This is a genomic window from Alteromonas macleodii, from assembly GCF_903772925.1.
GTDB lineage: Bacteria > Pseudomonadota > Gammaproteobacteria > Enterobacterales > Alteromonadaceae > Alteromonas > Alteromonas macleodii_A.
On sequence record NZ_LR812090.1, the window covers coordinates 4,010,623 to 4,033,004 of the forward strand.

The following is a 22,382-nucleotide window of genomic DNA, read 5'->3' on the forward strand; positions in this document are numbered from 1 at the left end:
CGGCGCATCAGCGCCGTTTTTTTGTTCTTAAGAGAGCGTTCTAGTTTTCTTAAGCATTTACATGGTAGTAAAAATTATGCCTAAGGGCATAATGAAAAATAACCCGCCTACATAAGCTGCGCCATACATTTTTCGTTCTGCAGCAACAACCGATAGTTGGTAAGACAAATTAAGTGGAATATTACGCAACAAGGGTAACCCGTAAATTAGCGTAACGCCCAAAACGTTATAAATAAGGTGTACCAGCGCAATTTGTAATGCGAAACCGCTGTTTACGCCAGCTACGCCTAATGCTGCAATAAGCGCCGTTATACAGGTTCCTATATTCGCGCCCAGAGTAAACGGGTAAATTTCCTTAGCTTTTAAAATGCCACTGCCCACCAACGGCACCATAAGTGACGTTGTGGTTGATGATGACTGCACTAGCACAGTCATTACTGCACCTGAGGCAATGCCGGAGAGCGGCCCCTTACCAATACTGGTATGTAGGAGTGCTTTTGCCTTACCTACCATAAGCGATTTCATAATCTTGCCCATGTAAGTAATAGAAAGCATGATTAAGCCTATGCCAAGAATAATTTTGGCTACACCCGGATAAATGGAGGGTAAAAATGAAAAGCCTTGAGTTATAAGGTCGGTAATGGGTTGGGTCGTCGCTTTTATTGGGTTAAAGCCCCCTACTCCCATCGCTTCACCCGTGTGGAGCAGAGCAACTAACTGGCCGCTCAAAAACTCTAAAATTCCGAACGCCATCTCCAGCGGCAAGAATATCAACACTGATAACACGTTAAAGAAGTCATGGATTGTTGCTGCATTGAAAGCTCGTTGAAATTCCTCTTTTCTTGCAACATGCCCTAGGCTAACCAAGGTGTTAGTTATGCTGGTTCCAATATTTGCTCCCATCATCATGGGTATAGCAATGGTTATTGGTAAGCCACCCGCCACCATCCCAACTATAATTGAGGTAACTGTGCTTGAAGACTGAATGAGCGCAGTACAAACCATACCGATAATTAACCCCATCACAGGGTTAGAGGCAAAGCTGAAAAGGGCCTTAGCGTGATCGCCTGCAGCAAATTTAAAGCCGCTGCCAATCATACTGACGGCAAGCAACATTACATACACTAACAAGACTAAAAGAAGCCATTTGCGCCCATTGTGTGTGTGTTCTACCACATTGTTTTGAGCAGCTTGAGTTTGAGCGGCTTGGGGGTCAATCATTGACATAATACGCACAGATTCATACTTGAAAAATTTATAGTATGACGTGCGTATTACACAAAAATGACGATAAATACTCTGGGCTAGTTGATATTTGATATACACCAAATATCACCTAGCCCTAGTAAAGCTCGCCATTTTAAGCTGGAAAAAGTCGCGCTTAGAAGCCTAACGGATATTGTCTAAAGACCTTGTGAACCTCCTCCAACGTCTCGTTTGAGAGCGTGATATCAAACGCATCGATATTTTCCTTTAACTGAGGCATTGTTGTTGCCCCAATAATAGTAGACGTTACACCTGGTACTTGCTGACACCATGCTAGCGCTAATTGCGAGGGTGTTATTCCTGCTTTTTCTGCAATTTTCACATATTCTGCTGTAGCAGCCTGCGCAGGCGCTTTATCTCTGAAAAGCCCCATCCGCTGAGCTAGCGTCCACCGGCTACCTTCTGGCCGTGCGCCGTTTTGGTATTTGCCGCTTAGTATGCCTGTCGCTAATGGTGACCAAGGCAGGTAAGCGATATTTTCTAGTTCACACATCTCAATTAAATAGGGCCAGTCTTTTGCGTGCAGTAAGCTGAACTCATTTTGGATAGATACAGGAAGAGGCATATCGAGCTCTTTGCAAAGGGTGAGAAAAATGTGAATGCCCCAAGGCGTATCGTCCGACAGCCCCCAGTGTCTTATTTTACCTTCGTCTAATGCACGCTTAATTCCCATGAGAATATCGCGCATACCCTCTATTTCTTTTTCGCGATTCGTTTTGGTGGGATTCGCGCCATCAGGCCAATGTTTTCCAAAATGTGGCGTGACTCTGTTCGGCCAATGTAGCTGGTAAACATCAATATAGTCAGTATTTAAACGCTCTAGCGAATCAGTAAGCGCGTTGCTAACCGCATCAGACGTAATTGGCCCAGCATTGCGGATATACTTCAAGCCGCTGCCAGCAACTTTGGTCATCAATATAATATCTGAGCGCTTCGCTTCATTTCGCGAGATCCAATTACCTATAATTCGCTCTGTATCGCCATAGGTTTGCGCATTAGGGGGAACGGGGTACATTTCCGCGGTATCTAAAAAGTTAACGCCTTTATCAAGGGCGTAAGCTATTTGTTCATCTGCATCTTGCTGGGTGTTTTGAATACCCCATGTCATTGTTCCTAAACAGATGTCTGACACCTGTAGGTCGCTATTTCCTAAGCGGTTAAACTTCATCTTTGCTTCTACCTTGGCTTATACCTTGTTAATGCAATAGTGAGTCGGCCGCTTTAGAAAATCTACCTACTTATAGCTTTTTTAAATGAAAGCTATGAGGCTTTCTTATTGGCCAACTCGGCTTCTACGCTGGCGAGGCGTGCCTCAATATCTCTTTTCGACTCGACCATTTCATTCGCCAGCTCTGCAAGTGACTTTAACTCTGCAAATCCTAACTTTCTGGTATCAATCATTTGATACTGACGCTTGCAGCGATAAAAGAAAGTAAGAAAGTTAACAAATGCTCGATGAAATGTCGCAAAACTCTTGATCAGTACCAGAATTAACACGACAGAGGTAAGCGCGGCAATACTTAAGCTATAAATACGTACTTTTGCTTCTTGTTGCTCAATCATGGGTTGCAAGGCGGCATCAACACCTCTTAGCTGAGTTTCAACATTGTGAGCGCTTTGTCTAAATTCTCCACGAAGCCCTTCATTATGAGTTACGCCATAGGTAGTAAATGCATCAACTAACTGTAAAAGCGCTTCTCTATACTGAACCAAAGTGCCGTTCAGTAAAGCGGTACCGCCATTTTCGGCCACTAAACGCTCACTCAACGTCATCATTTGCCTTGCATACACGCCTTCTTGGTTTATCTGATAGTTACGCGTTGCCAGTTGAATATTAGTTAACAGTTCACTCGCTTGCGAGTCCTGAGCAAGTTGCCCTTCGTCAAGGGTATTTTCTAACTCGGTAATACGTGCTCTTAAACCATCGTTTTGCGTTAAGCCGATGCGCTCTTGAAGCGATACAACCTGTCGAAATGTACCGCTATAGGCTTCCATCGAAGATGACAGGCTTTCCACGTCGGCCACAGGCAATCTGTACTCATTAAATAAGGGAACAAGCGTTGTTAGCCGCCCTTTAAATTCATAGCTCCGCTCAAGGAACTTGTCGTAATAAACTGTCTCGTGGCGAAGAAGAAAATCTTTTTCATGTCGTCGCATTTGCAGCAGATCTTGCCCCATTCTTAACAACACATCACGCTGCTGGTGTAAACCTATAAGTCGTTGGGTGAAGTAATGCTGGCTAACAACTAACACCCCCATACCAATAACGCAAACAAGGGTCATTAAAACTAGGCGAGATTTAATAGAGTCGAACTTCATGACAAGCTCCTCTTGGGAGAAGGGCGAACATTAGCTACATAAACAAAATCTAATAAACGCTGAAAACACATCAACATACGTCAACAATATAGATGTTTAATACGCGTTTTATTATTAAACATTTGTAGCATTTTTGAACGTTCTGCTATTTAAAAAAATCTCATAATTAGGGTGAAACCCCTATGTTCTGGCCCTTTTCAAAAAGTCACTATTAAGGCGTACATTGCTGCGATGACGTAACCCGATACCAAAGCAAACCGCAGCTTTTAGAATTTGGAGAAGAATATGAAGAAGTTCGCCCTATCTACCTTAGCTGCTGCAATGCTGGCAAGTCCTTCGGCTCACACGCTAGCCGACGCTTACATTGGCTCGCAAATGGCCGATAAACTAGTGTCTCTATCCCCTACAGAATCACTAATGGCGGTTGTTACGTACGATCAGATGTCGCCCCTTGCCGAATCGCAAATTACCCAACTATTAAACTTGGGGATTACAGAAGGCATTCAATTTAAAAACCTTCCAATTATTGGTGTAGTAGCCACTAAGGCTCAAATTGAAGCTATTGCACAATTTGACGGGGTACGCTCAGTATTTGCAAACCGAGAGATGAGCTTATACAACGCAGACGCGCGTGAAATAACGGGTGTTGCTGATATGCAGGGCGAAGCATTTGCATCGCGCAACAATGTTGAATTTACTGGTAAAGGGTCAACGGTTTTAGTCATTGACTCTGGTATTGATGCTTCTCACCAAGACCACTTCTTTGGCGATACCGTTGTTGATAATGTGCAAGCGATATTGAACCCAGGCGCGTTGTCTATTGTTGGCATAACGGGCCCAACGCTATCTAACCAAGTAAATACCGACTTAAACTCAGGTCACGGTACTCACGTAACAGGCACTATTGCAGGTACTGGCGCTATGTCTGACGGCAAGCACCGCGGTGCAGCGCCAGATGCTGATATTATTGGTTATGGTTCAGGGGCAGCGGTATTGCTACTTGATACCATAGGCGGCTTTGATTATGCGATAAGTAAGCAGTACACCTTTGATAACCCTATCAAAGTCATCAGTAATTCATGGGGCTCAAGCGGCAAGTATGAACCACTTGGCCCTGTATCGTTGGCAAGCTATAAAGCGCACACAATGGGAATGATTAGTGTCTTCGCGGCGGGTAACAGCGGCCCTGGTGAAGACTCACACAACCCATACGCGCAAATTCCTTGGGGAATTTCTGTGGGTGCGGGCGATAAGTTTGGCAAACTTGCAGATTTTTCATCTCGTGGTCTTAAAGGCGAGTCTGGTGACTTTACTATGCCCGATGGCACTGAGTGGACGTATACAAACGACGTAACCGTTGTCGCTCCAGGTGTAGATATTATCTCTACTCGTGCGGTTTTAAATGCGGCAGCGAATGGTGGTGATGCAGATATTGATGCCATTGAGCCGCAAAACATTCCTTTTTACACCATGATCTCTGGTACCTCTATGGCAACGCCACATGTTTCAGGCATCATTGCGTTAATGTTAGAAGCCAACCCGAACCTTGATAACTTAACCATAAAGCGCTTGCTCCAAGAAACTGCTACTAATATGCCTGGTTACGAGCGCTGGGAAGTAGGTGCAGGTTATGTGAATGCCCGTTCTGCCGTTGCTGCTGCGCTGCTTGAAGATATGGACCATAAGGTGACGGTTAATAACCTTGATTCTAAGACCTTTAAAGCCAACGCTTTAGTGACCACCAGCGACCGCGTAGAAAACTTCGATGTTTTTTATTCACCGGTAGGCGCGCCTGAAGTCATTGAGTTTGAGGTGGGAACGGAAGAAGTACTAGTAAAGGCATCTGCCGATAGCTTCGCTAATTTGACCAAGCTAGTCCTTGTAGCGCCAGATGGTACCGAGTACCGCGGCAACCTAACTACCCCAGTACTTACGACTACAATGCGTGTTGCTGCACCCGCCATGCCCGGCACTTGGGGAGTGTATGTTTATGGGCTGACGTCGCTTTCCGGTATAGAGGCCGATCCACTAGGTCTAACTAACGGCCCGGGCTTACCAGAAACATTTAATGTTACTGTCTCGTTTGAAAATAGCGGTGGCTTTGAAGGTATGGATGACGTTGAAGGCCATCCTCAGCAAAATGCTATTGAATTTGCGGTAAGTGAGCGTCTAATGGACGCCATTAACAGCCGTGGTTTCTCTCCAGATGCGCGCCTAAAACGTAAAGATTTTGCCCGCTATGCAGTGATGGGTGGTGCTGTAAGACAATACCGCGACCTGCTAGACGAAGAGCGCCCTAACATCGGCTCAGTGCCTGGCTTTGACAAGGCATTCATAGAGTCAGTAATGGTTAATGGCGGCGCGCTTAAAGATAAACTTCGTACACAAGCCCCAGTACTAAGAAGTGTAGACGGCAGCGCAGACCCATTTGCAAGCGTCACTAAGTTAGACATTGCATACTCACTTGTTCAGATGCTAGGACTTGAGGAAGCGGCGCTTAGCTTCGACCCAAGTGCCGATATTGTAATTGACTATAATGGTGAGCAATTCGTGCTAGAGGACCAAGACAGTATTCCAGCTGACATGAAAGGCTATGTGCAACTTGCCCTTACTCTGTCTTTGATTAACGCTGAGTTCGGCGTAGAGCAAAGCCCTTTTAGCATTACGCCAACAATCACTGCGAGCTTCGCGCCAGATACAGTGATAACCCGAGCACATTATGCGGTACTTGCGTCACGCTTCTTTGCTCAATACTTTGAATAAAATCGCAAACCCCTGAAAACGGTGCCATTATTTACATTGATAATGGCACCATTTTAGGTTAAATTTTAACCAACACTGAAAGAGGTCATCCTATGATGTTTACTGCGATGAAATTCAGACAACTCACCACTGTTGTTGCCGCCACTGCATTACTTCTGTTCTCAACTGCCCAAGCGCAAGTTGTTACTCCTGCGACCTTAACTGTCGATGACAATAAGATTCAGGCGAAGCTTACGCTAACCAGTTTGATTGAAGTCGATTTGACTGTTGAGTTCGAAAACAGCATTGGTCTAAATGCTAATAATTTCGACATTACCGCCGAGTTGCTCGACCCTACAGATTTAACGATTACAGACCGTCTTCCTTCTGCGCTAACAAGCGCTGTTTCAGGCTTTCCGGTTCTTGTTTCAATTTCTCCAAAAACAGACGCAGGATTTGGTTTTGAAGGTTTAGCCATGGTTGAGTTGTATACCAAAGCTATACACTACACCCCGACCATTCCATGGCGTTTATTCACATCCCATGACGGTGGTCAGTTTGAAGATATCACTACGCTTACTTCATCTGGCAGTTTTCGTGCACGCGGAAGCACAGGGCAGTTTTCCGATTTCATCATTTTGCTCGACAACCGACCTTCAACAACAGTTATCAACGATAAGGTTGCCTCACTCAGCACAACACTGAACGACAACCGCGACAAAATTACAGCGCTTCTAGAAACTGCAATAGATAGCGGTGTTAATGATATACAGTCAGCGCTGGCGGTAAACGATGACGATGCAGCATTAACTGCGGTTGATAGCCTGATCACACTTGTTGATAGTGCTTCTGGAAGCCAGATTGCCGACGTATGGCGGTCAAGTGGCGACGTAGTTAATGTGAAAGGCTTAATTCTTACTCAGCTGCAAACATTACGTTTTAGTTTGAGAACGCTGTAAATAGCCCTGTTGACCTTATATCCACACTATTTTTCGAACAGCTACACGGGTCTAGGGTCAACTTGGCTTCGTGCCTATCCGGGTATGGTGTAGGTTGCAAGAACAATAAAAACTCAGCGTCAGTTACATAATGAGGGTGATGCTATGCCATTACAGTTTGCCTTTACAGAAAGCAACGGTAGCGTAAGTGAGCACTTGCTTTTTGAGGGCCGTGAATATCAAGTTGGGCGCGCCGATAGTGCCGACATCATTATTCCTCACCCTCAAGTCTCTCGCTCTCATATCGTCTTGCGCGCCGCAAAACATGCTGACAACGACCATATCTGGCAATTGGACGACACCAGTTCTACAGGGTGCTTCAGCAACGCAGGTATCCCCGTAAAACACCTTACGCTAGACAAACCTCACGTATTGCAACTTGGTCCAATTCCTTGTGAATTCACGCCTGTCGCATTTAATAATGTAGTTAAACTTGATAGCCAACGTGAATGGCGTAAGCAGCAACTAAAGCGATATCAAAACCAGCTACAGCACTGTAATAACAGTACTGCACTTATTAACCTCGCAAGAGAGTGTCTAACTCAGTCGCTTGGGTGCGAACGCGCTTCGCTTATTCTGTTTGATAAAATAAATAACTATCAGCTTGGTGTAGGTTATGAAGATTGGATGCAGGGCGATGACTTTACAGGCAGCCGCACTATCATCAAACAGTGTATGCAAACAAATGCTGTTCGCGCTATCGGTAATATTGTTTGCGACAACACACTTAATAAGCAGCACAGTATAATTAACCACGGTATTCAGGCAGCCGTTTGTGTACCCGTATGCTTGGATGAAAAGCCTATTGGTGTTTTATATGCTGACTCTGTTCTAGGGCGACGTTACTTCACACAAACGGACATAGAATTTGCCACCTCCTTAGCAAATATGATTTCCATGCGTTTGTTATTCCACACAATAGAGCATAAACTTTCACTTATAAGCTAGAATAAAAGCAATAACGTTTAAGCCAGTCGACCATTTGTTATACCTATGGTTAACAGGCCTGCGTGGCGTAAACCGTATTTGAGTTGCTTCGTCGCGTTAATTAGTGAAGTGTGGAGAAGGCTTTGAACAGGCCAGATGTATTCTCGTCGCAAGAAGATTCCCTTAAAACTGAAGCCTTAGCTTTAGGGCCATCTATTGCGCCAAATTCACGCCTAGCTAACCGTTTTCTTATAGTAGAACAGTTAGGCGGTGGCGCCCAGGCTAGTGTTTATAGTGCGCTTGACGAGCTACTTGATGTGAAAGTGGCGCTGAAAGTGATAGAGGGTGGTGCTAGCGACCCGGTTAAAATGCAAACTATCCGCAATGAAGTCAATATTGCCAGACAGCTTCAACACCCCAATATCATTCGTGTACATGATGTTTTCTCTGACGGAGACACTGCGTTCTTTACCATGGCTTTCATAGAAGGGGAGCCTCTATATACGCGCCTTCAAAAGCCTATCACCAAGACCGATTTCGATAAGTGGCAACAACAGCTTATTGAGTCCTTACTTGCATGTAAATCCATAGGTATTAAGCATGGCGATATAAAGCCAGACAACATCCTTATTGACCATAATGGAGATATTAAGCTTATCGACTTTGGCATTGGTCAAAGCGCGGCTTCGGGTGTCCAAACCAGCGGGCATCAACGCTACACAGCGCCTGAAGTTATTCAAACCGGAAAAGCAAGTGAGCATTCTGACACCTATAGCCTAGGTAAAGTGTTAGAAGACATGTTGGGCTGTGTTGGAAAAGAAGGCGTTGGCATCTCCCATTACTTGTGGTTGAAAAAGCGCAAAACCTGCATTGCTCAATTAACCCATCACTTACCGGCTAAGAGGCTTTCGCTGGAAGAAGCCCTTAGCGTTAATGGACGAGCCCTTAGCGTTAATGCCAGAGCCCTTAGCGTTAACGGTAGCGCCCTCAGCGATAATGGCAGCACTAGCGTAACTAACAAAACCCTTGTTGTGTTTTCTGTAACTGCTTTACTTGTATTAGTGTTGAGTGCCAGTATTTTTTCCTTCACTTGGTATCAAAAAAGCCATCCAAAACTAGCGACAAATAGCCCTATTCAGCTTTTGGTATTGAACGACCCTCAGTATCCGCTTTTAGAAACTATTAACACCTTACTTCGCTACCCTTTGTCTACCCATCCTAATATAGTGTTAGATAACAAAGAACAAACTCAAGCTTTGATAAGCAATTTAGCGTTATCACCCTTTACAAGTAAAAATGATCGCACTGACTTGGCCGCTACACTTGCAGCTAATAGCGTATTGCTTCTTGATGCTACGCCTACCAGTAATAGTGCGTACTTGCTTCACGCTAGCGTACTCAGTATGCCTGCCAATACGCCTATTTTTTCAGTGTCGCACAATGTAGATGCAAACTCCCTTTCTGAGGATTTGGGGGAATTTTCTAATAAATTAATCCAGCAACTATTTGATGCAGTTGAATCTCAATCCCCCCAACCACTTCCTGATTTACGTTATCTAGATGCGTTGGATAGCGCATGGCAAAAGGGTGAAACATTAAATAGTGCAGATGCTATTGATGCCATTATAGCGACAACTCCCGATTACCCCGGAGGGTGGGTAGCCGATGCCCGCAATAGGATGAATATTGGCGACTATGATGGTGCCAGACAGGCACTGGAAACCTTAACCAGCATTTCAAACTTAGCACCATATTGGCGGCTACAAAGTGAACTTCTAAGGGCCGAACTTAATGAAGATTTAGCTCTTGCAAAACAATCGATAGATGCACTGGTTTCTCAATTCCCCAACCGACCAGAATTGCTATCAATGCGGGCCGACATATACCAGTGGGCGGGCGAAGATGCCAAAGCCATGGCCGACTACAAAGCCGCATTAGCCCTCCGCCCTAATAACGGACAACTGTGGTTTGAGCTGGCTCGTTTGCAGATCATTAACGGAGATATAGAAGCTGCCACCAGCGATTCGTTAACGCGCGCACTGGTGGCATTTCGACAGGCCAAGGATACCCAAGGTGAAAGTTTAGTGATGAATGCCTTTGGTATTGCCTACCTGCGAACGGCCGACAATGTAGCTGCGGCGCGTTATTTTAAAGATGCGCTGGCGCTGCGAGATGCGAAAACACAGCCTTCTCAGCGGGCTAAAACCTTAGCAAACTATGCTATTGCTACGTCACTCACAGGCGACTACACCACTGCTGAAGCGTCGCTAGAAGAAGCAGTAAAGCTACTTCACGATTTAGGTGACTTGGCACAAGAAGCGCATGTGAACGACACTTTAGGCTTTATGTTTGAAGAACGAGGACAGTTTGCAAGAGCGTTAGATTACTACAAACGAGGCCTTGATATTCGTGTTCAAACCGATGACAAAGTACTTCAGCCCCAAAGCATGAGCAACGTGGCCTATATGCACTTTTTAATTGGTGATATTTCACTTGCAGAAATATATTGGCAGCAGGCTGAGATGTTATTTGAGAGAAATGGTGATGAATCTCACCTGCTTCGAACCCAACAAAACCTTGCGCAACTGAGTTTAGTCAAAGGTGATAAAAATATCGCTAGCAATTACTTAACGACGGTAGAGGGGCAGTTAGGTACACAGCATAATCAGGAAAAGCTCTACAATCACCTTCTGTTCAGCTATTTAAACTTTGCAAACGGAAATTTAAATGAAGCTACACAACATGCCGCAAAGGCGAAACGGTTAGCACAGAAGTCTGAAGATAGCCGCGCAAAAACAGAAGTTTTACTCTGGGAGGGTGAAATATGCTTACTAACTGCAAACTGGTCGTGCTTAGAGAAGCGTCTTGTTTCCGTATTGCCCACCATTAGCGAAGAACGTCACGAGCAATTCGCCGTTTATCAATGGTTAACTTTAGGGTTAAAGCATCATCAAGGTAACCTTAACGATGAGAGCGACAACATCTACAAAACGCTTCTAAATAACGACAATGTTCCCGCGATCACCGAAACAAAGATTTTGCTCGATATGCAGCAGCGTCTGTCTTTAGGCGCTTCGAGCACTATCATGGAGAAGCTTAACTCTCTTATTAAACCCACTTATTATCAACAATATTTACAGTGGCTGTATATAAAAGCGTCGTTAGGTGATGAAGCATCTGTTGAAAAACTCAAGCAAAAGCTTGCGCTATACCCTTCATATTGGCGTAATCACCTATACTATCGCGCTATTCCCGGCAAAGAAGATACCGTAAATAAGTTAACAACGCAGTGGCTGTCTCAATTACCTGAAAAACAAGCTGGTGACTACAGGAACGCCTATTTTGAGTGATTTAGCCAAAGAAATAGAGAGTATTAAGGCACTTCAGGCAACACTTCAAGCGCGACTAGATGCTGATCAGGAAGTACTTCAGCAGCTTGCAAAGCGCCTTTGGGCTCAGCAAGAGTCGGAAAAAGCTAAGCTTTCAAGAGAGTTGCATGATGGTATTGGGCAGTTGCTTACAGGCCTTACCAGACGACTGCAGGCGCTCTCATCTTCCTCGCCTGAAATAGAAGCCCTACACGGTATTGCTGAAATGGCGCTAAATGACGTGAGGCAGCTGTCGCGACTTATGAGCCCCACCATTTTAGATGACCTCGGCCTTAAACCCGCACTGAACTGGCTGTGTCGGAACCTGCTTAGTGGTGAAGATATGGCGTATAACACAGACATAAATCTACCCACAGACCTCTCGAAAGACATAAGCACCTTGTTATTCAGAATTGCGCAAGAGACATTGGTGAATGCTATAAAACACAGCGAAGCAACACACCTTTCCCTAACGGTTTCTTACCACCATAACGTTATTCGTTTAGATATTCTTGATAATGGTGTAGGGTTTGATAGTAGAACAATAGAGCCTGGCATTGGTCTTTCAAGTATTCGCGATAGAGCCGAAGCGTTCAACGCTACGCTAGAAATAGATTCAGCTGTAGGGCAAGGCACAAGAACAACAGTAACGGTACCTGTATGACAATTCGAGTAGTGCTAGCCGACGATCATGTACTCATGCGTCAAGGCGTATCTCAAATGCTAAATGCAAACCCAGATATTGATGTGGTCGGAGAATGTGATGACGGTGTTGAGCTTATTGCAGCGGTGCTAAAACTCTCCCCCGACGTTATTTTGATGGATATTTCTATGCCGCGCATGAGCGGGCTCGTTGCCATTGATAAAATATTGTCCCAGCGCAGTGATGCAAAGATACTGGTGCTGTCTATGCACAACGAAGTGGAATATATAGAGGCCATGCGCGACGCGGGCGCAAAGGGCTATATTTTAAAAGAGTCGTCTGGTGATAGTTTAGTCGACGCGATAAAAAAAGTGGCGGCCAACAAAACCTCTTTTCCCGACGAATTAACCCAGTCATCCAATGAGCAGTGCCAAAAGCACGTATCGCCGCTAAGCGTATTGACGCGAAGAGAGCGAGAAGTTTTTTTCTTAGTTGCCGCAGGTAACACCAGTAAGAAGATAGCTGAACTGTTGGACATGAGCCTTAAAACTGCTGAAAACCATCGGAGTAACATTTATAAGAAGCTCAATTTAAGCAGTTCCGCAGAACTTATCAGAATGGCTGGAAAGGCAGGCTTGCTAGAGTAGCTGTACCCGCTTTTAGGTTGAAGCACGGCTTCCCTCCCCCGCAAACTACACGAGATCTGGTTGTGACATTCAAAACCTTCAGCAGCAGGGATGCTGCAGTGAAACGCCCGGGGATAAATTCTAATGTTAAGCGATAAACTTTCGGCGAAACCTAACAAAAAGAGGGGCCTTGCTTCATCTGTCTTTCCCCTCTCTAAAAATTACGCGAGGGCCGGTTGTAACATTCAAAACCCTCAGCAGCAGGGATGCTGCTGTGGAGCGCCCATGGATGGGTTTACCGCGTGTTTTGAATGTTACAACCGGCCCTCGCCTCAAAGGACTAAAGTTCTGCGTATTGCGTTAGGATAAACGCAGCTTCGCCTCGTGATACGCCATCTTGTGGTTTAAAGAAGGCTTTAAGTGTAGGCTGTAGGTCAAATGGACCTTGCTCTACTTTCACTTCTACCTGCATTATCCCTGCAGCTAAAGCTTGTTGAACATAGCCGCGATACTCAGGTGCAATTGCGTCTGTGTCTTCAACTTCCACCGCTTCACCCAGCACGATAGCGATAACTTTTTCAGAATCAAAGCTGTTCGCGGCATCTTCAAGGCCTAATGCTTGAACCATTGAGTACGCCATTTCTTCTTTGCTTACCTGCATGTTGCTACCAAAGAAGTCGCCGTCAACTTGCATTACAGGTTGTGTATTCATTTCTAAATCTCCCAACACGGCACCTGTCGCTGTGGCAGAGTTTACCGCTGCAGCATTTTCTGCACTCACATCGGTGTAGTTAACTGTGTTACCGTCGTTGGTTTGACGAAGGTTAGCGCTAAGCGCTAGCGTATCAGCAAGCTCTACTCGAGTAAGTGGCGCGTCTGGCGCAAAGCCACTTTCTTTTGCATCCATTAGCTCATTTGCTACTACGTACTCAATAAATGGTTTTGCAGGGTGACCCACTGCATCATCAATACCCGTATAGCCTGATGTTACTAATAAGCGAATATTCACATCGTTAGTGCCGGGAATACCCACACCGTTTGTAACACCTAGTGGGTCAACTGACACACCACTAATGCTACCAATACCTCGGCTGTATAGTTTCCATGTACCCGGCATACCCGGAGCAGCTGTACCAACAGAAGAACCTAAAACAGGTAGGCCAATGCCAGAACCGTAGGTATTTCCCGCCGGGTCTTCTAATACGAACGCTGTTGCCGTTTCAATTGACGCGCTTGCCACCACCATAGATACGTCAGGCGTTACATCAAACTCTTCTACTGGTGACTCACCTACAGGAAGATAAGTTGTAGGTAGCGTAAAGCTATCGCCTTCAGCAACGTTAGCAAATGCGTTAAATTCGCGATTTTTCTTCACGGTATCGCCGAATACTTCTTCACCCTCAAGCACTGCAGTTACCGCAGCATAGGCGTTAACATAACCTGCACCCACTTCCCACTCGTCCATACCAGCCATCGGCGTTGCCGTTTCCTGGAGAATGCGCTTCACATCTTCCCACTGAAGGTTTGGATTCGCTTCTAGCATTAGTGCAACAATACCTGACACGTGCGGTGCAGCCATTGAAGTACCGCTAGATACGGTATAAAACGGCAAGTGCTGTGGCTCAATCATTTCAGCGTCATCAGCCGCGCTTAAGCCGCCTAAGCTAGATAGTGAAGCACGGGCAGAAATAACGTCTACACCAGGAGCCGTTACGGTAGGACGGTCTTCCCACGTGAACACTTCACCATCAACAACCGCTTGTCCGCCTTTTCCGTCGACACCGCGAGAACTAAAGTCAGCTAGCTCGCCCTGCTTGTTGCCCGCAGCCACTGTAATTACCCAAGGTGCTTTTTTAAAGTTACCGGTAATTGTCGATTCGCCTGGACCTGAGTTACCTGCCGAGAACACGGTAATAATACCGTTGTCTGCCAGTGCTTTGGTTACAACGTTAGTTGGGTCGTCTGGGTTGAAGTCTGTACCTACATCACCTGTGTTACCGAACGAGTTAGAGATAACACGAATGTTGTAATCGAACTGGTGTGTTAACGCGTAGTCGAAGCCACCGATGGTATCTAAAATGAATAGACCTGCGCCCGAGCCATAACCAATGATGTCTGCACCAGGCGCTACACCTGCATGTAAGCCACCACTCTTGGCGCCGTTACCGCCTACTGTGCCAGCTACGTGTGTTCCGTGACCGCCTAGAATATCAGTGTTAGATACGTTTTCTTGGTATGTAATCGGCAAAATGCCGCTATAGCTATTTAGGTTCACCTGCGCTAGTACGTTTTGTACAACATGATCAGGGAATGCTAAATCGCCATGTGTGCCATCAACACCCGAGTCGTTTACTACTACGCCAATGCCTTTACCTGATACTGGCATGCCGTTAATGCGAATATCGCGATCAGCCTGTAGTGCCTGTACGCCGGTAATTTGGGTAGACTCATGGTTCTCTAGTTCTAGCGGGTCGTTGTTCCACACTGACACCACGTCATCGCGCTGATAAAGTGCTTCGACTTGCTGTTTGTTGGCTAACACACCAACAATAGGCACGTTACGTAGGCTAACACCGCCAGTGATACCTAACGATTCAAGTGCTGTAATTTGTTCTGTTGTGGCAGGTCCCTTACCTTCAAATGTAACAATAACTTGTTGTAGTTCTAGTGGCGAAGCAGCAAGTGCGTCGGCTAATGTTTTATCGAAAGTTTTTGCATTCACCATGCTCGCTGGTAGGGCACAAGCAATAGCAACTGATAATACTGTTTTGTTATTAAGGAACTTCATAATACACCTCTCTTTGAGTACACCTTGAGTATTTAACATCCCAAGCGGCAAAACTATGGGGGGTTCCCCCTATTCGAAGTGATTTATAAAGCACATTAAAAACAAAAAGTTAGAACGAAAAAAGCCCTCGCAAACGGAGGGCTAAAAACACCAACTATCGAGAAACATTGATAGTGTGGAGGGAACGAACGAGGTACAGAAAATAAAGCATCTACTGCAATTGAAAACGCTTTACTGTTTGCGCTTCCTCATTGAGGTAAACGCGAACAAAACTAGCATTGCTGTAGCGAAGGAAGCAGGTTCACTCACTTGTGTTGAGCCATTGTTAGAGCCATCATTAGGCTCGACAGTTTTAACTAATTGAAACAAGCCGCCCGCACAGCGGTCGCCATTTTCAAAGAAAACACAAGTATCTGTTGATCCTAAACCGGCTAAACCTGAACTAATAGTAAACTCGTAAGGAACGCTAGCGTCCTCGATAAAAAACTGAAAACCTTCGCCGCTGTCATCACCAAATACACCATCATCTATATCAACTATCGCAAAGTCAGCAATGTCGTCTTCTAGAATACTGTAGATGTCGCCATTAAACTCTAACTGAAAGACAAACGATAACCATGTGTTCATATTGAACTGGGTTTCGTTTTCATCGAAAGTGATTTGCCCAATCAAACTGGTTTCGTCAGCTTCGTTACCTAACACTAATCGAGTGAAATCATAGGTGATTACGCCAGCGAAAGAGGATGATGTAAAAAAGATAAAAAATGCTGCAAGTAACGTTCTCATAGTAAACCCACTTCTAGATTCTTATGGGCTTAGTATTGAACTTACTGCATTGAATACAAATAGGGAGTTCCCCCTAGTTGTATTCAATGCTATCTAATATGACGTGGTTTAATTAGCGTTTTGTTCGCGTAGTACTTTTGCTAGTTCGTAATTACCTTGCGAAAGAGCGATATCTGCTACCGAATTACCAGCTTTATCCATGTGAGCTGGGTTAGCCCCTTTATCGATAAGCGTATTGATAATTTCTTGTCTGTCAAAAAGGCTTGCAAACATTAACGCGGTTTGCCCCTGTGCGTTTTCTTCGTCTATGTCGCAATCGGCAAAGACCAGTTGCTTAGCCACACTGACGTGACCTTTAAATATGGCCCCCATGAGTGCGGTGTTTCCGCGGTTGTCTTCTTGACATGGGTTGGCATTAGCTTCACCGATTAGAAAATTTACGGTGTCGGTGTGCCCATGGTACGCCGCAAGAATAAGTGCGGTATAGCCTTTATCATCGGCTACATTAACATCTAGACCGGCTTTATAAAATGCACCTAGCATGGCGCTATCACCATCTCGCGCTGCATCAAAATAGCGTGCTTTCAAGGTCTCCATATTAGGCCTAGTTGCACTTTGTTGAGTATTAGCCTGAGTGGTTGTTTCAGTTGCCGCACTAGTATAAAAACTGGTGAAGGTGGCAACGACTAACAGTGCTGCCGTAAGTGTTTGCTTCAAAAAAGACATTGTGCCCCCTTACTGGTAAATCTAAATTTGAGTATTAGATGATTGGTTTCAGCTTTTGCGTTAGGAAAAGCGGGAGCGAATTAACACTGTTAAATAGCTCCCGCTGTTCTTTTGCAGTTTAGCTTATTGCATAAGTGCCGTTAGGCTTTCTGCAACTTGCTTCGCTTTGGCAGCACGTGCTGCTTGTTGCTCCATCAAGTCTTTGGCAGTTTGGCGAACTTTTGACATTGGCGCTTTAGCTAGTTTAGCTACGCCCTTACCGTAGTTCTTATCTGCGTTGTACATAAAAGCACTAATGATTACGCGAATCTCTTCTTCAGGTACCGATGCTAACGCTCCGCCTAAGTTACTAATCAGGTGCGCTTGACCTTCTTTAGTCAGGTTTCTGAAAAACTCACCCGCTTGCTTAAAGTTCTGTTCTTTATAGAACGGAATTTGTTGAGTCATACCTGCAAGCGGCTTGCTTGAATAACGAAACGCTGGGTCTTCGTTTAGGTCTAGACGACGGCTTGGTTGATAGTTCACATCGCGATTAGAGCTAGTTGTACGAAGCTGACCGTGTTGCTCGTGATTATTAATAACTGCGTTTTTCGGCGCGTTAATCGGAATGCGGTACGCATTAACGCCTAAACGATAGCGCTGCGTGTCGGCATACGAGAACAAACGACCTTGAAGCATTCTGTCTTCTGATGGCTCAATTCCTGGAATTAAGTTGCTTGGTGCAAATGCCGCTTGCTCAGTTTCTTCAAAGAAGTTATCTGGCACACGGTTAAGCACTAGGCGACCAATTTTCTTAGCAGGAACCAAAGATTCAGGCCAAATTTTAGTAGTATCAAGTGGGTTAAACTCGAAATCATCTAACTGTTCTGGCTCTAACTCTTGAAGATACAGATCCCAAGATGCTGTTTCACCTTTTTCACCGATACGGGTATACACATCAGTGGTGTGCGGCTGGAAGTCCATACCTTGAACTTTCATTGCTTCTTCAGCAGAGAAGTTCTTAATAGGTTGGTTCGCTTTCCAAGTAAACTTCACGTACTTGTAATTGCCTTCGTCATCAACAAATTTGAATGCGTGAACACCTGAGCCGTCCATATTTAAATAGCTTGCTGGTGTGCCGTAATCAGAGAAAAGCATGGTTAACGTATGCGTTGACTCTGGCACGTGCGAGAAGAAATCAAAAATACGCTTCGCGTCTTGCTTGTTCGTCACTGGTGATGGTTTAAATGCGTGAACCATATCAGGGAATTTAATTGCATCGCGAATAAAGAATACCGGGAAGTTGTTACCTACTAGATCCCAGTTTCCTTGTTCGGTGTAAAACTTCACCGCAAAACCACGTGGGTCACGCAGCGTCTCTGGCGATAAATGTCCGTGAACTACTGATGAAAAACGAACAAATACTTCTGTCTTTTTACCTTCGCCTTGAAATGGTGCGGCTACCGTCTCGTCAGATAAATCGACATAGTTTTCATAGTAGCCATGGATACCGACACCACGGGCGTGAACAACGCGCTCTGGAATACGCTCACGGTCAAATGCCGCTAACTTTTCAATAAGGTGAGAGTCTTGCAGTAATACTGGACCCCATGGACCCGCTGTTTGCGAGTTCTGGTTATCACCTACCGGTGCGCCATTTTGGCGAGTTAGTGTATCTGCGCTTACACCTAAAGTAAGCATACTGGCAGCAACGCCGCCTAATACGAATTTAGTTAAGGTTGATTTCATTGTGGTTCTCACAGCTGTACTCCTACATGAAGGTTGGTACGAGGTTTAGGGGCTTTCACTTCTACGCATACTTGGTCGCCGTAATAGTTATCAGCGTAATTACATTGCGTTTGAATTGGTTGATTCGTGGTGGAGGAAACACGATGGCTATTTGCCGTTGTTAGCTTTTTTAATAGTGCGCTCATTTCGCTCTCCTTGTTAAGTTGAGAGCATTATCATTAATTGAGTAAGACTATTAAAACGAGATAATATGATTCAATTGATTAAATAAAGCGATTGTAAATATGCTGGCTAATCACATTATTTTATGAACGAGAGTGGTAGCTATTGCGGTGGGAGAGTGAAGATTATCTGTCTTTTTTAAGGCAAGTAAGTATAGTAAGGCTAATTATATGAGAAGAGATGCGGCACCGTTTTTGTCACAACGCAGCCGCATAAATCATTCGAAAGAACTTAGGCTTTTAGCCAAGGGCCGGTAATTGCTAACGTTTTCGTTGGTGAGTAAATATTGACGAAAAGCGTATTGCCATCAGGCGAGAAACACGCGCCTGCTAGTTCTGTTTGCGCATGTAATTTAGCAAAGTTGTATACTTCTCCGCTTGGCGTAACACCACGCAAATGGTTATCCACTATGTCGGTGTATTGATCTTCGCACACTAATAAATGCCCGTTCGGGCACACAGTTAGGTTATCGCCGAAGTTATACAGATTCTTGTCTTCACTTTCTAAAAACAGCTGAAGCTTGTCTTGTTTACCATCTGCAGATGGAACAAGCTTCATTACCTGACCTAGCTGCTTCTGCCCGCCATTGGTACAGCAGAAATAAAGCTCATCTTCGCCCCAGTGTATGCCTTCACCCCGAGCGAAAAGCGCTGCCCCTTTATCATACCCTTGCACGCGTAAATCATCATTAGGGCTATCTGGGTTATCTAACGCTACCCACTCAACATCGAACCATGTCGCTACAGGCATAGCATTGCCATTCCAGTTACGTGTATCGAACTGAGACTTCCCTTTTACTACCAAAGCTTCTAACTGACCGCCAGCCGCTAAGTTGCCGTACTCATTGGGTACAAAGCGATAAAGCAAACTATCGCCTCTGTCTTCGGTTAAATAAACAATACCGGTTTTGGGGTAGACACAAGCCGCTTCGTGGTTAAAACGCCCCATGGCTTTGAGTGGCTTTGCTTTTATTAATGAGCTCGCATTGGCAGGCACTTCAAAGATATAGCCGTGGTCGTTATTTACTACATCGCCGTTAGGGCCATGAGGACGGTCTACCGATTCTTCACACGTTAGCCACGTGCCCCAAGGCGTAATGCCGCCTGAACAATTTCTTACGGTGCCAGTCAGGCTAATAAACTCGTTTTCAACCTTTTGAGTGCTAAGGTTATACACCATGGTAGTGGTACCGCCGGGTAAAGCAATGCCATTAGCGTAACTGTCATAAGCTAAGTCGCTGGTATGCGCTTGAATAGTCTCAGGCTGTGCACTTAAATGTTTAGGGTGTAGTTCATGATTGCGTATTAGCGCCACTTTGTCGCTACTACCATCTATAGGAAGGCAACCCATCCCATCCGCTCTATCAGGTACGTGCATACCGTCAGACATCGCATTGCCAAGGCTTGAGATAACTTTATAGCTAAAGCCTTTGGGTAAATCGAGCAGCTTTTGGGGGTCGGCAACGAGCGCGCCATAACCTTCACTAATTGGCATTGACGCCAAGTTCATCTTCTTACCGAAAGCACTGGTCGCTAGCCCACCAAATGCCAAAGAGCCTACTAAAAACTGGCGTCGTGTAATCATGAAAATCTCGTTAAACAATAAAGCCGGGCATGATAGCCATTAATTGTTACAGTATAACAACACTATAAGAAATCATTGGCAAGTGACATTCGTATTTTATAGGCAGACAGCTTGGGGAAAGCGGTTAATGGGGAAGATCTCTAACAACTACCCTATAGTTTTTCAGCCAAACGAGGCGGGTAGTAAAAAGGTTTACAATCTACAACTTTGAAATGCCGAGCATCGATATGTTCGGGGTTCAATACAAAGTTAGATTCACCGGGACAAACACTTGATGGTACTTGTAGTACGGCAGAGGACTTATTTTGAAGCCAAGTCGTGCCGAGCTGTTGGGTATGCTGCGAGTATGGCATGGCATCCCAGCCAGCAGGCAGTTCGTTAACTGATAAACGTTTTATACGAACTTCTTCCGACAATAGAACTGTAGTGATAGTGAGGTCCTTTTTTAACACTTCAGATGAGTCATTAACTAATCGCTCTAATATCGCTAAAGCCCGACTACTAGCAGTATAGACAACAGACTGCCCTGTATAGTGCCAACGACCCTCACAATAATGGCCACCTATTCCATTGAGCGCGTTCTCGCTAGAGTTGTTCTTTCTTGGTGCTATACGATAGACAAGCACTAGGCTACGAAACCGTATTCTAAGCCTAGTACGATACGCTTGATCAAGGCGCGACCACTGGCTGAATCTAATACAGAGACAGGGGCTGAATTATTGAATTGGACGTGAGGAGTGTTTAACCAAAGGTTCCAACGTTCTACGCTTTCAAAGTAAGCGATACCAAGGTTCATTAGTCGGGCCACATCAAGTGTATTTTCACTCACCTGTGGACTTAGATGTTTGTTATCCCTAGCATATCTTTCCAGCGTCTTAGGTGTAGTACGTATAAATTTAGCAAATGCTTTTCGGTCCCATCTCATTATGGATTCAAGACGTTTTATTCTATTGACTGGGAAACCTTTGCGGACTGCCTCAACTTCGTCAAACGGTGACGATAGCTTATTTATTAGCCCACCGCTTACGATTTCAACCAAATCGACCTCGTTATCGTAAGTTCCGTCTCTCTTGTTTTCACTTACTTTCATAGCGCCTCCAATAGACATATATATCTAAATATAGAGACAAATGTCGCTTCTATCAACTGAACTTGAGATCGGATCCCTTTCTCCTAATAGCTTTCGTTTTACATAGATTAAAAGGAGTGAGTATATGCCCTCGCCCCTCTGCATCACAGGGATACGGTGTCGGAGCCCCCATGGATGGGTTTACGGCGTGTTACTTTTTCTCCCCCTCAAACTTTTTGCTATGCCGCTCAAGGAGGGAGTGAAGCCCCATCAAAAACTCTCAGCAGCAGGGACGCTGCTGCGAAGCAGCCATGGATGGCTTTACGGCGTGTTTCTTTCACATTAGGTTTCGTTTTACGCAAAGCAAGGGGAGTGAGTGTATGTCCTCTGAAACCCTACACCGCATGGATGCGGTGTCGGAGCCCCCATGGATGGGTTTACGGCGTGTTTCGGAGGGCATACACTCACTCCCTTTCTAAATCGCAGGCATAAAAAAAGCGCACCTAAGTGCGCTTTTTTGGGCTTATGTTGCTAAGTCTAGATTAGTCTAGGATCTTAGATACAACACCAGCACCTACTGTACGACCACC

General features: G+C 45.1%; 17 protein-coding genes. 6 read left to right on the top strand and 11 right to left on the bottom strand.

The annotated features are described in order from the left end of the window. Positions 1–57 precede the first annotated feature (57 nt). The 3 genes from PCAR9_RS17175 to PCAR9_RS17185 form a co-directional block, all read right to left on the bottom strand. The gene (locus PCAR9_RS17175; RefSeq protein WP_179985269.1) at positions 58–1,227 is read right to left on the bottom strand and encodes a Na/Pi symporter; all 1,170 of its coding nucleotides are present in this window, start codon (positions 1,225–1,227) and stop codon (positions 58–60) included. 154 nt (positions 1,228–1,381) lie between these two features. Beyond that, a complete protein-coding gene (locus tag PCAR9_RS17180; RefSeq protein ID WP_179984664.1) occupies positions 1,382–2,434 on the bottom strand; it encodes an aldo/keto reductase in 1,053 nt (350 codons plus the stop codon). A gap of 92 nt (positions 2,435–2,526) precedes the next feature. Then, positions 2,527–3,585, bottom strand: coding sequence for a chemotaxis protein (locus PCAR9_RS17185; protein ID WP_179984665.1), 1,059 nt, complete (start codon positions 3,583–3,585; stop codon positions 2,527–2,529). Positions 3,586–3,870: 285 nt separating this feature from the next. Between PCAR9_RS17185 and PCAR9_RS17190 the strand changes: the two genes are divergently transcribed. From PCAR9_RS17190 to PCAR9_RS17215, 6 genes are all read left to right on the top strand, one after another. Further along, complete coding sequence (locus tag PCAR9_RS17190) at positions 3,871–6,348, top strand: S8 family peptidase (protein WP_179984666.1); 2,478 nt, start codon at positions 3,871–3,873, stop codon at positions 6,346–6,348. Positions 6,349–6,440: 92 nt separating this feature from the next. After that, entirely contained in the window at positions 6,441–7,286 is an 846-nt protein-coding gene (locus tag PCAR9_RS17195) for a DUF6689 family protein (protein ID WP_179984667.1), read from the top strand. 144 nt (positions 7,287–7,430) lie between these two features. Beyond that, positions 7,431–8,273, top strand: a complete 843-nt coding sequence (locus tag PCAR9_RS17200) for a GAF domain-containing protein (RefSeq protein ID WP_179984668.1) — start codon at positions 7,431–7,433, stop codon at positions 8,271–8,273. Positions 8,274–8,395: 122 nt separating this feature from the next. Beyond that, positions 8,396–11,602: a serine/threonine-protein kinase gene (locus PCAR9_RS17205; RefSeq protein WP_179984669.1), complete on the top strand. Its 3,207-nt coding sequence runs from the start codon at positions 8,396–8,398 to the stop codon at positions 11,600–11,602. Further along, entirely contained in the window at positions 11,595–12,284 is a 690-nt protein-coding gene (locus PCAR9_RS17210; protein WP_179984670.1) for a sensor histidine kinase, read from the top strand. The genes PCAR9_RS17205 and PCAR9_RS17210 overlap by 8 nt, the downstream gene beginning before the upstream one ends. After that, the gene (locus PCAR9_RS17215) at positions 12,281–12,910 is read left to right on the top strand and encodes a response regulator (protein WP_179984671.1); all 630 of its coding nucleotides are present in this window, start codon (positions 12,281–12,283) and stop codon (positions 12,908–12,910) included. Before PCAR9_RS17210 ends, PCAR9_RS17215 begins: the two co-directional genes overlap by 4 nt. 319 nt (positions 12,911–13,229) lie before the next feature. On the opposite strand, the gene PCAR9_RS17220 is transcribed toward PCAR9_RS17215, so the two are convergent. From PCAR9_RS17220 to PCAR9_RS17255, 8 genes are all read right to left on the bottom strand, one after another. Continuing rightward, positions 13,230–15,677, bottom strand: a complete 2,448-nt coding sequence (locus PCAR9_RS17220) for a S8 family serine peptidase (RefSeq protein ID WP_179984672.1) — start codon at positions 15,675–15,677, stop codon at positions 13,230–13,232. A gap of 231 nt (positions 15,678–15,908) precedes the next feature. After that, entirely contained in the window at positions 15,909–16,463 is a 555-nt protein-coding gene (locus PCAR9_RS17225; protein WP_179984673.1) for a hypothetical protein, read from the bottom strand. A gap of 108 nt (positions 16,464–16,571) precedes the next feature. Further along, positions 16,572–17,189: an ankyrin repeat domain-containing protein gene (locus PCAR9_RS17230; RefSeq protein WP_179984674.1), complete on the bottom strand. Its 618-nt coding sequence runs from the start codon at positions 17,187–17,189 to the stop codon at positions 16,572–16,574. Positions 17,190–17,312: 123 nt separating this feature from the next. Continuing rightward, on the bottom strand, positions 17,313–18,929 hold the full coding sequence (locus PCAR9_RS17235; RefSeq protein ID WP_269475071.1) for a catalase: 1,617 nt from the start codon (positions 18,927–18,929) through the stop codon (positions 17,313–17,315). Beyond that, positions 18,926–19,102, bottom strand: coding sequence for a hypothetical protein (locus PCAR9_RS17240; RefSeq protein WP_179984675.1), 177 nt, complete (start codon positions 19,100–19,102; stop codon positions 18,926–18,928). Before PCAR9_RS17240 ends, PCAR9_RS17235 begins: the two co-directional genes overlap by 4 nt. A 268-nt stretch (positions 19,103–19,370) precedes the next feature. Further along, on the bottom strand, positions 19,371–20,723 hold the full coding sequence (locus PCAR9_RS17245; RefSeq protein ID WP_179984676.1) for an alkaline phosphatase PhoX: 1,353 nt from the start codon (positions 20,721–20,723) through the stop codon (positions 19,371–19,373). Positions 20,724–20,875: 152 nt separating this feature from the next. Beyond that, complete coding sequence (locus PCAR9_RS17250; RefSeq protein ID WP_179984677.1) at positions 20,876–21,349, bottom strand: RES family NAD+ phosphorylase; 474 nt, start codon at positions 21,347–21,349, stop codon at positions 20,876–20,878. Further along, positions 21,349–21,813, bottom strand: a complete 465-nt coding sequence (locus PCAR9_RS17255) for an Xre family toxin-antitoxin system antitoxin (RefSeq protein ID WP_179984678.1) — start codon at positions 21,811–21,813, stop codon at positions 21,349–21,351. Before PCAR9_RS17255 ends, PCAR9_RS17250 begins: the two co-directional genes overlap by 1 nt. Positions 21,814–22,382: the final 569 nt, after the last annotated feature.

Bases quoted from the DNA above. Each gene is read 5' to 3' on its own strand.
- PCAR9_RS17255 (WP_179984678.1), bottom strand. From the start codon at position 21,813: ATGAAAGTAAGTGAAAACAAGAGAGACGGAACTTACGATAACGAGGTC.
- PCAR9_RS17240 (WP_179984675.1), bottom strand. From the start codon at position 19,102: ATGAGCGCACTATTAAAAAAGCTAACAACGGCAAATAGCCATCGTGTT.
- PCAR9_RS17195 (WP_179984667.1), top strand. From the start codon at position 6,441: ATGATGTTTACTGCGATGAAATTCAGACAACTCACCACTGTTGTTGCC.
- PCAR9_RS17200 (WP_179984668.1), top strand. From the start codon at position 7,431: ATGCCATTACAGTTTGCCTTTACAGAAAGCAACGGTAGCGTAAGTGAG.
- PCAR9_RS17225 (WP_179984673.1), bottom strand. From the start codon at position 16,463: ATGAGAACGTTACTTGCAGCATTTTTTATCTTTTTTACATCATCCTCT.
- PCAR9_RS17185 (WP_179984665.1), bottom strand. From the start codon at position 3,585: ATGAAGTTCGACTCTATTAAATCTCGCCTAGTTTTAATGACCCTTGTT.
- PCAR9_RS17230 (WP_179984674.1), bottom strand. From the start codon at position 17,189: ATGTCTTTTTTGAAGCAAACACTTACGGCAGCACTGTTAGTCGTTGCC.
- PCAR9_RS17190 (WP_179984666.1), top strand. From the start codon at position 3,871: ATGAAGAAGTTCGCCCTATCTACCTTAGCTGCTGCAATGCTGGCAAGT.
- PCAR9_RS17175 (WP_179985269.1), bottom strand. From the start codon at position 1,227: ATGTCAATGATTGACCCCCAAGCCGCTCAAACTCAAGCTGCTCAAAAC.
- PCAR9_RS17180 (WP_179984664.1), bottom strand. From the start codon at position 2,434: ATGAAGTTTAACCGCTTAGGAAATAGCGACCTACAGGTGTCAGACATC.
- PCAR9_RS17245 (WP_179984676.1), bottom strand. From the start codon at position 20,723: ATGATTACACGACGCCAGTTTTTAGTAGGCTCTTTGGCATTTGGTGGG.
- PCAR9_RS17215 (WP_179984671.1), top strand. From the start codon at position 12,281: ATGACAATTCGAGTAGTGCTAGCCGACGATCATGTACTCATGCGTCAA.
- PCAR9_RS17220 (WP_179984672.1), bottom strand. From the start codon at position 15,677: ATGAAGTTCCTTAATAACAAAACAGTATTATCAGTTGCTATTGCTTGT.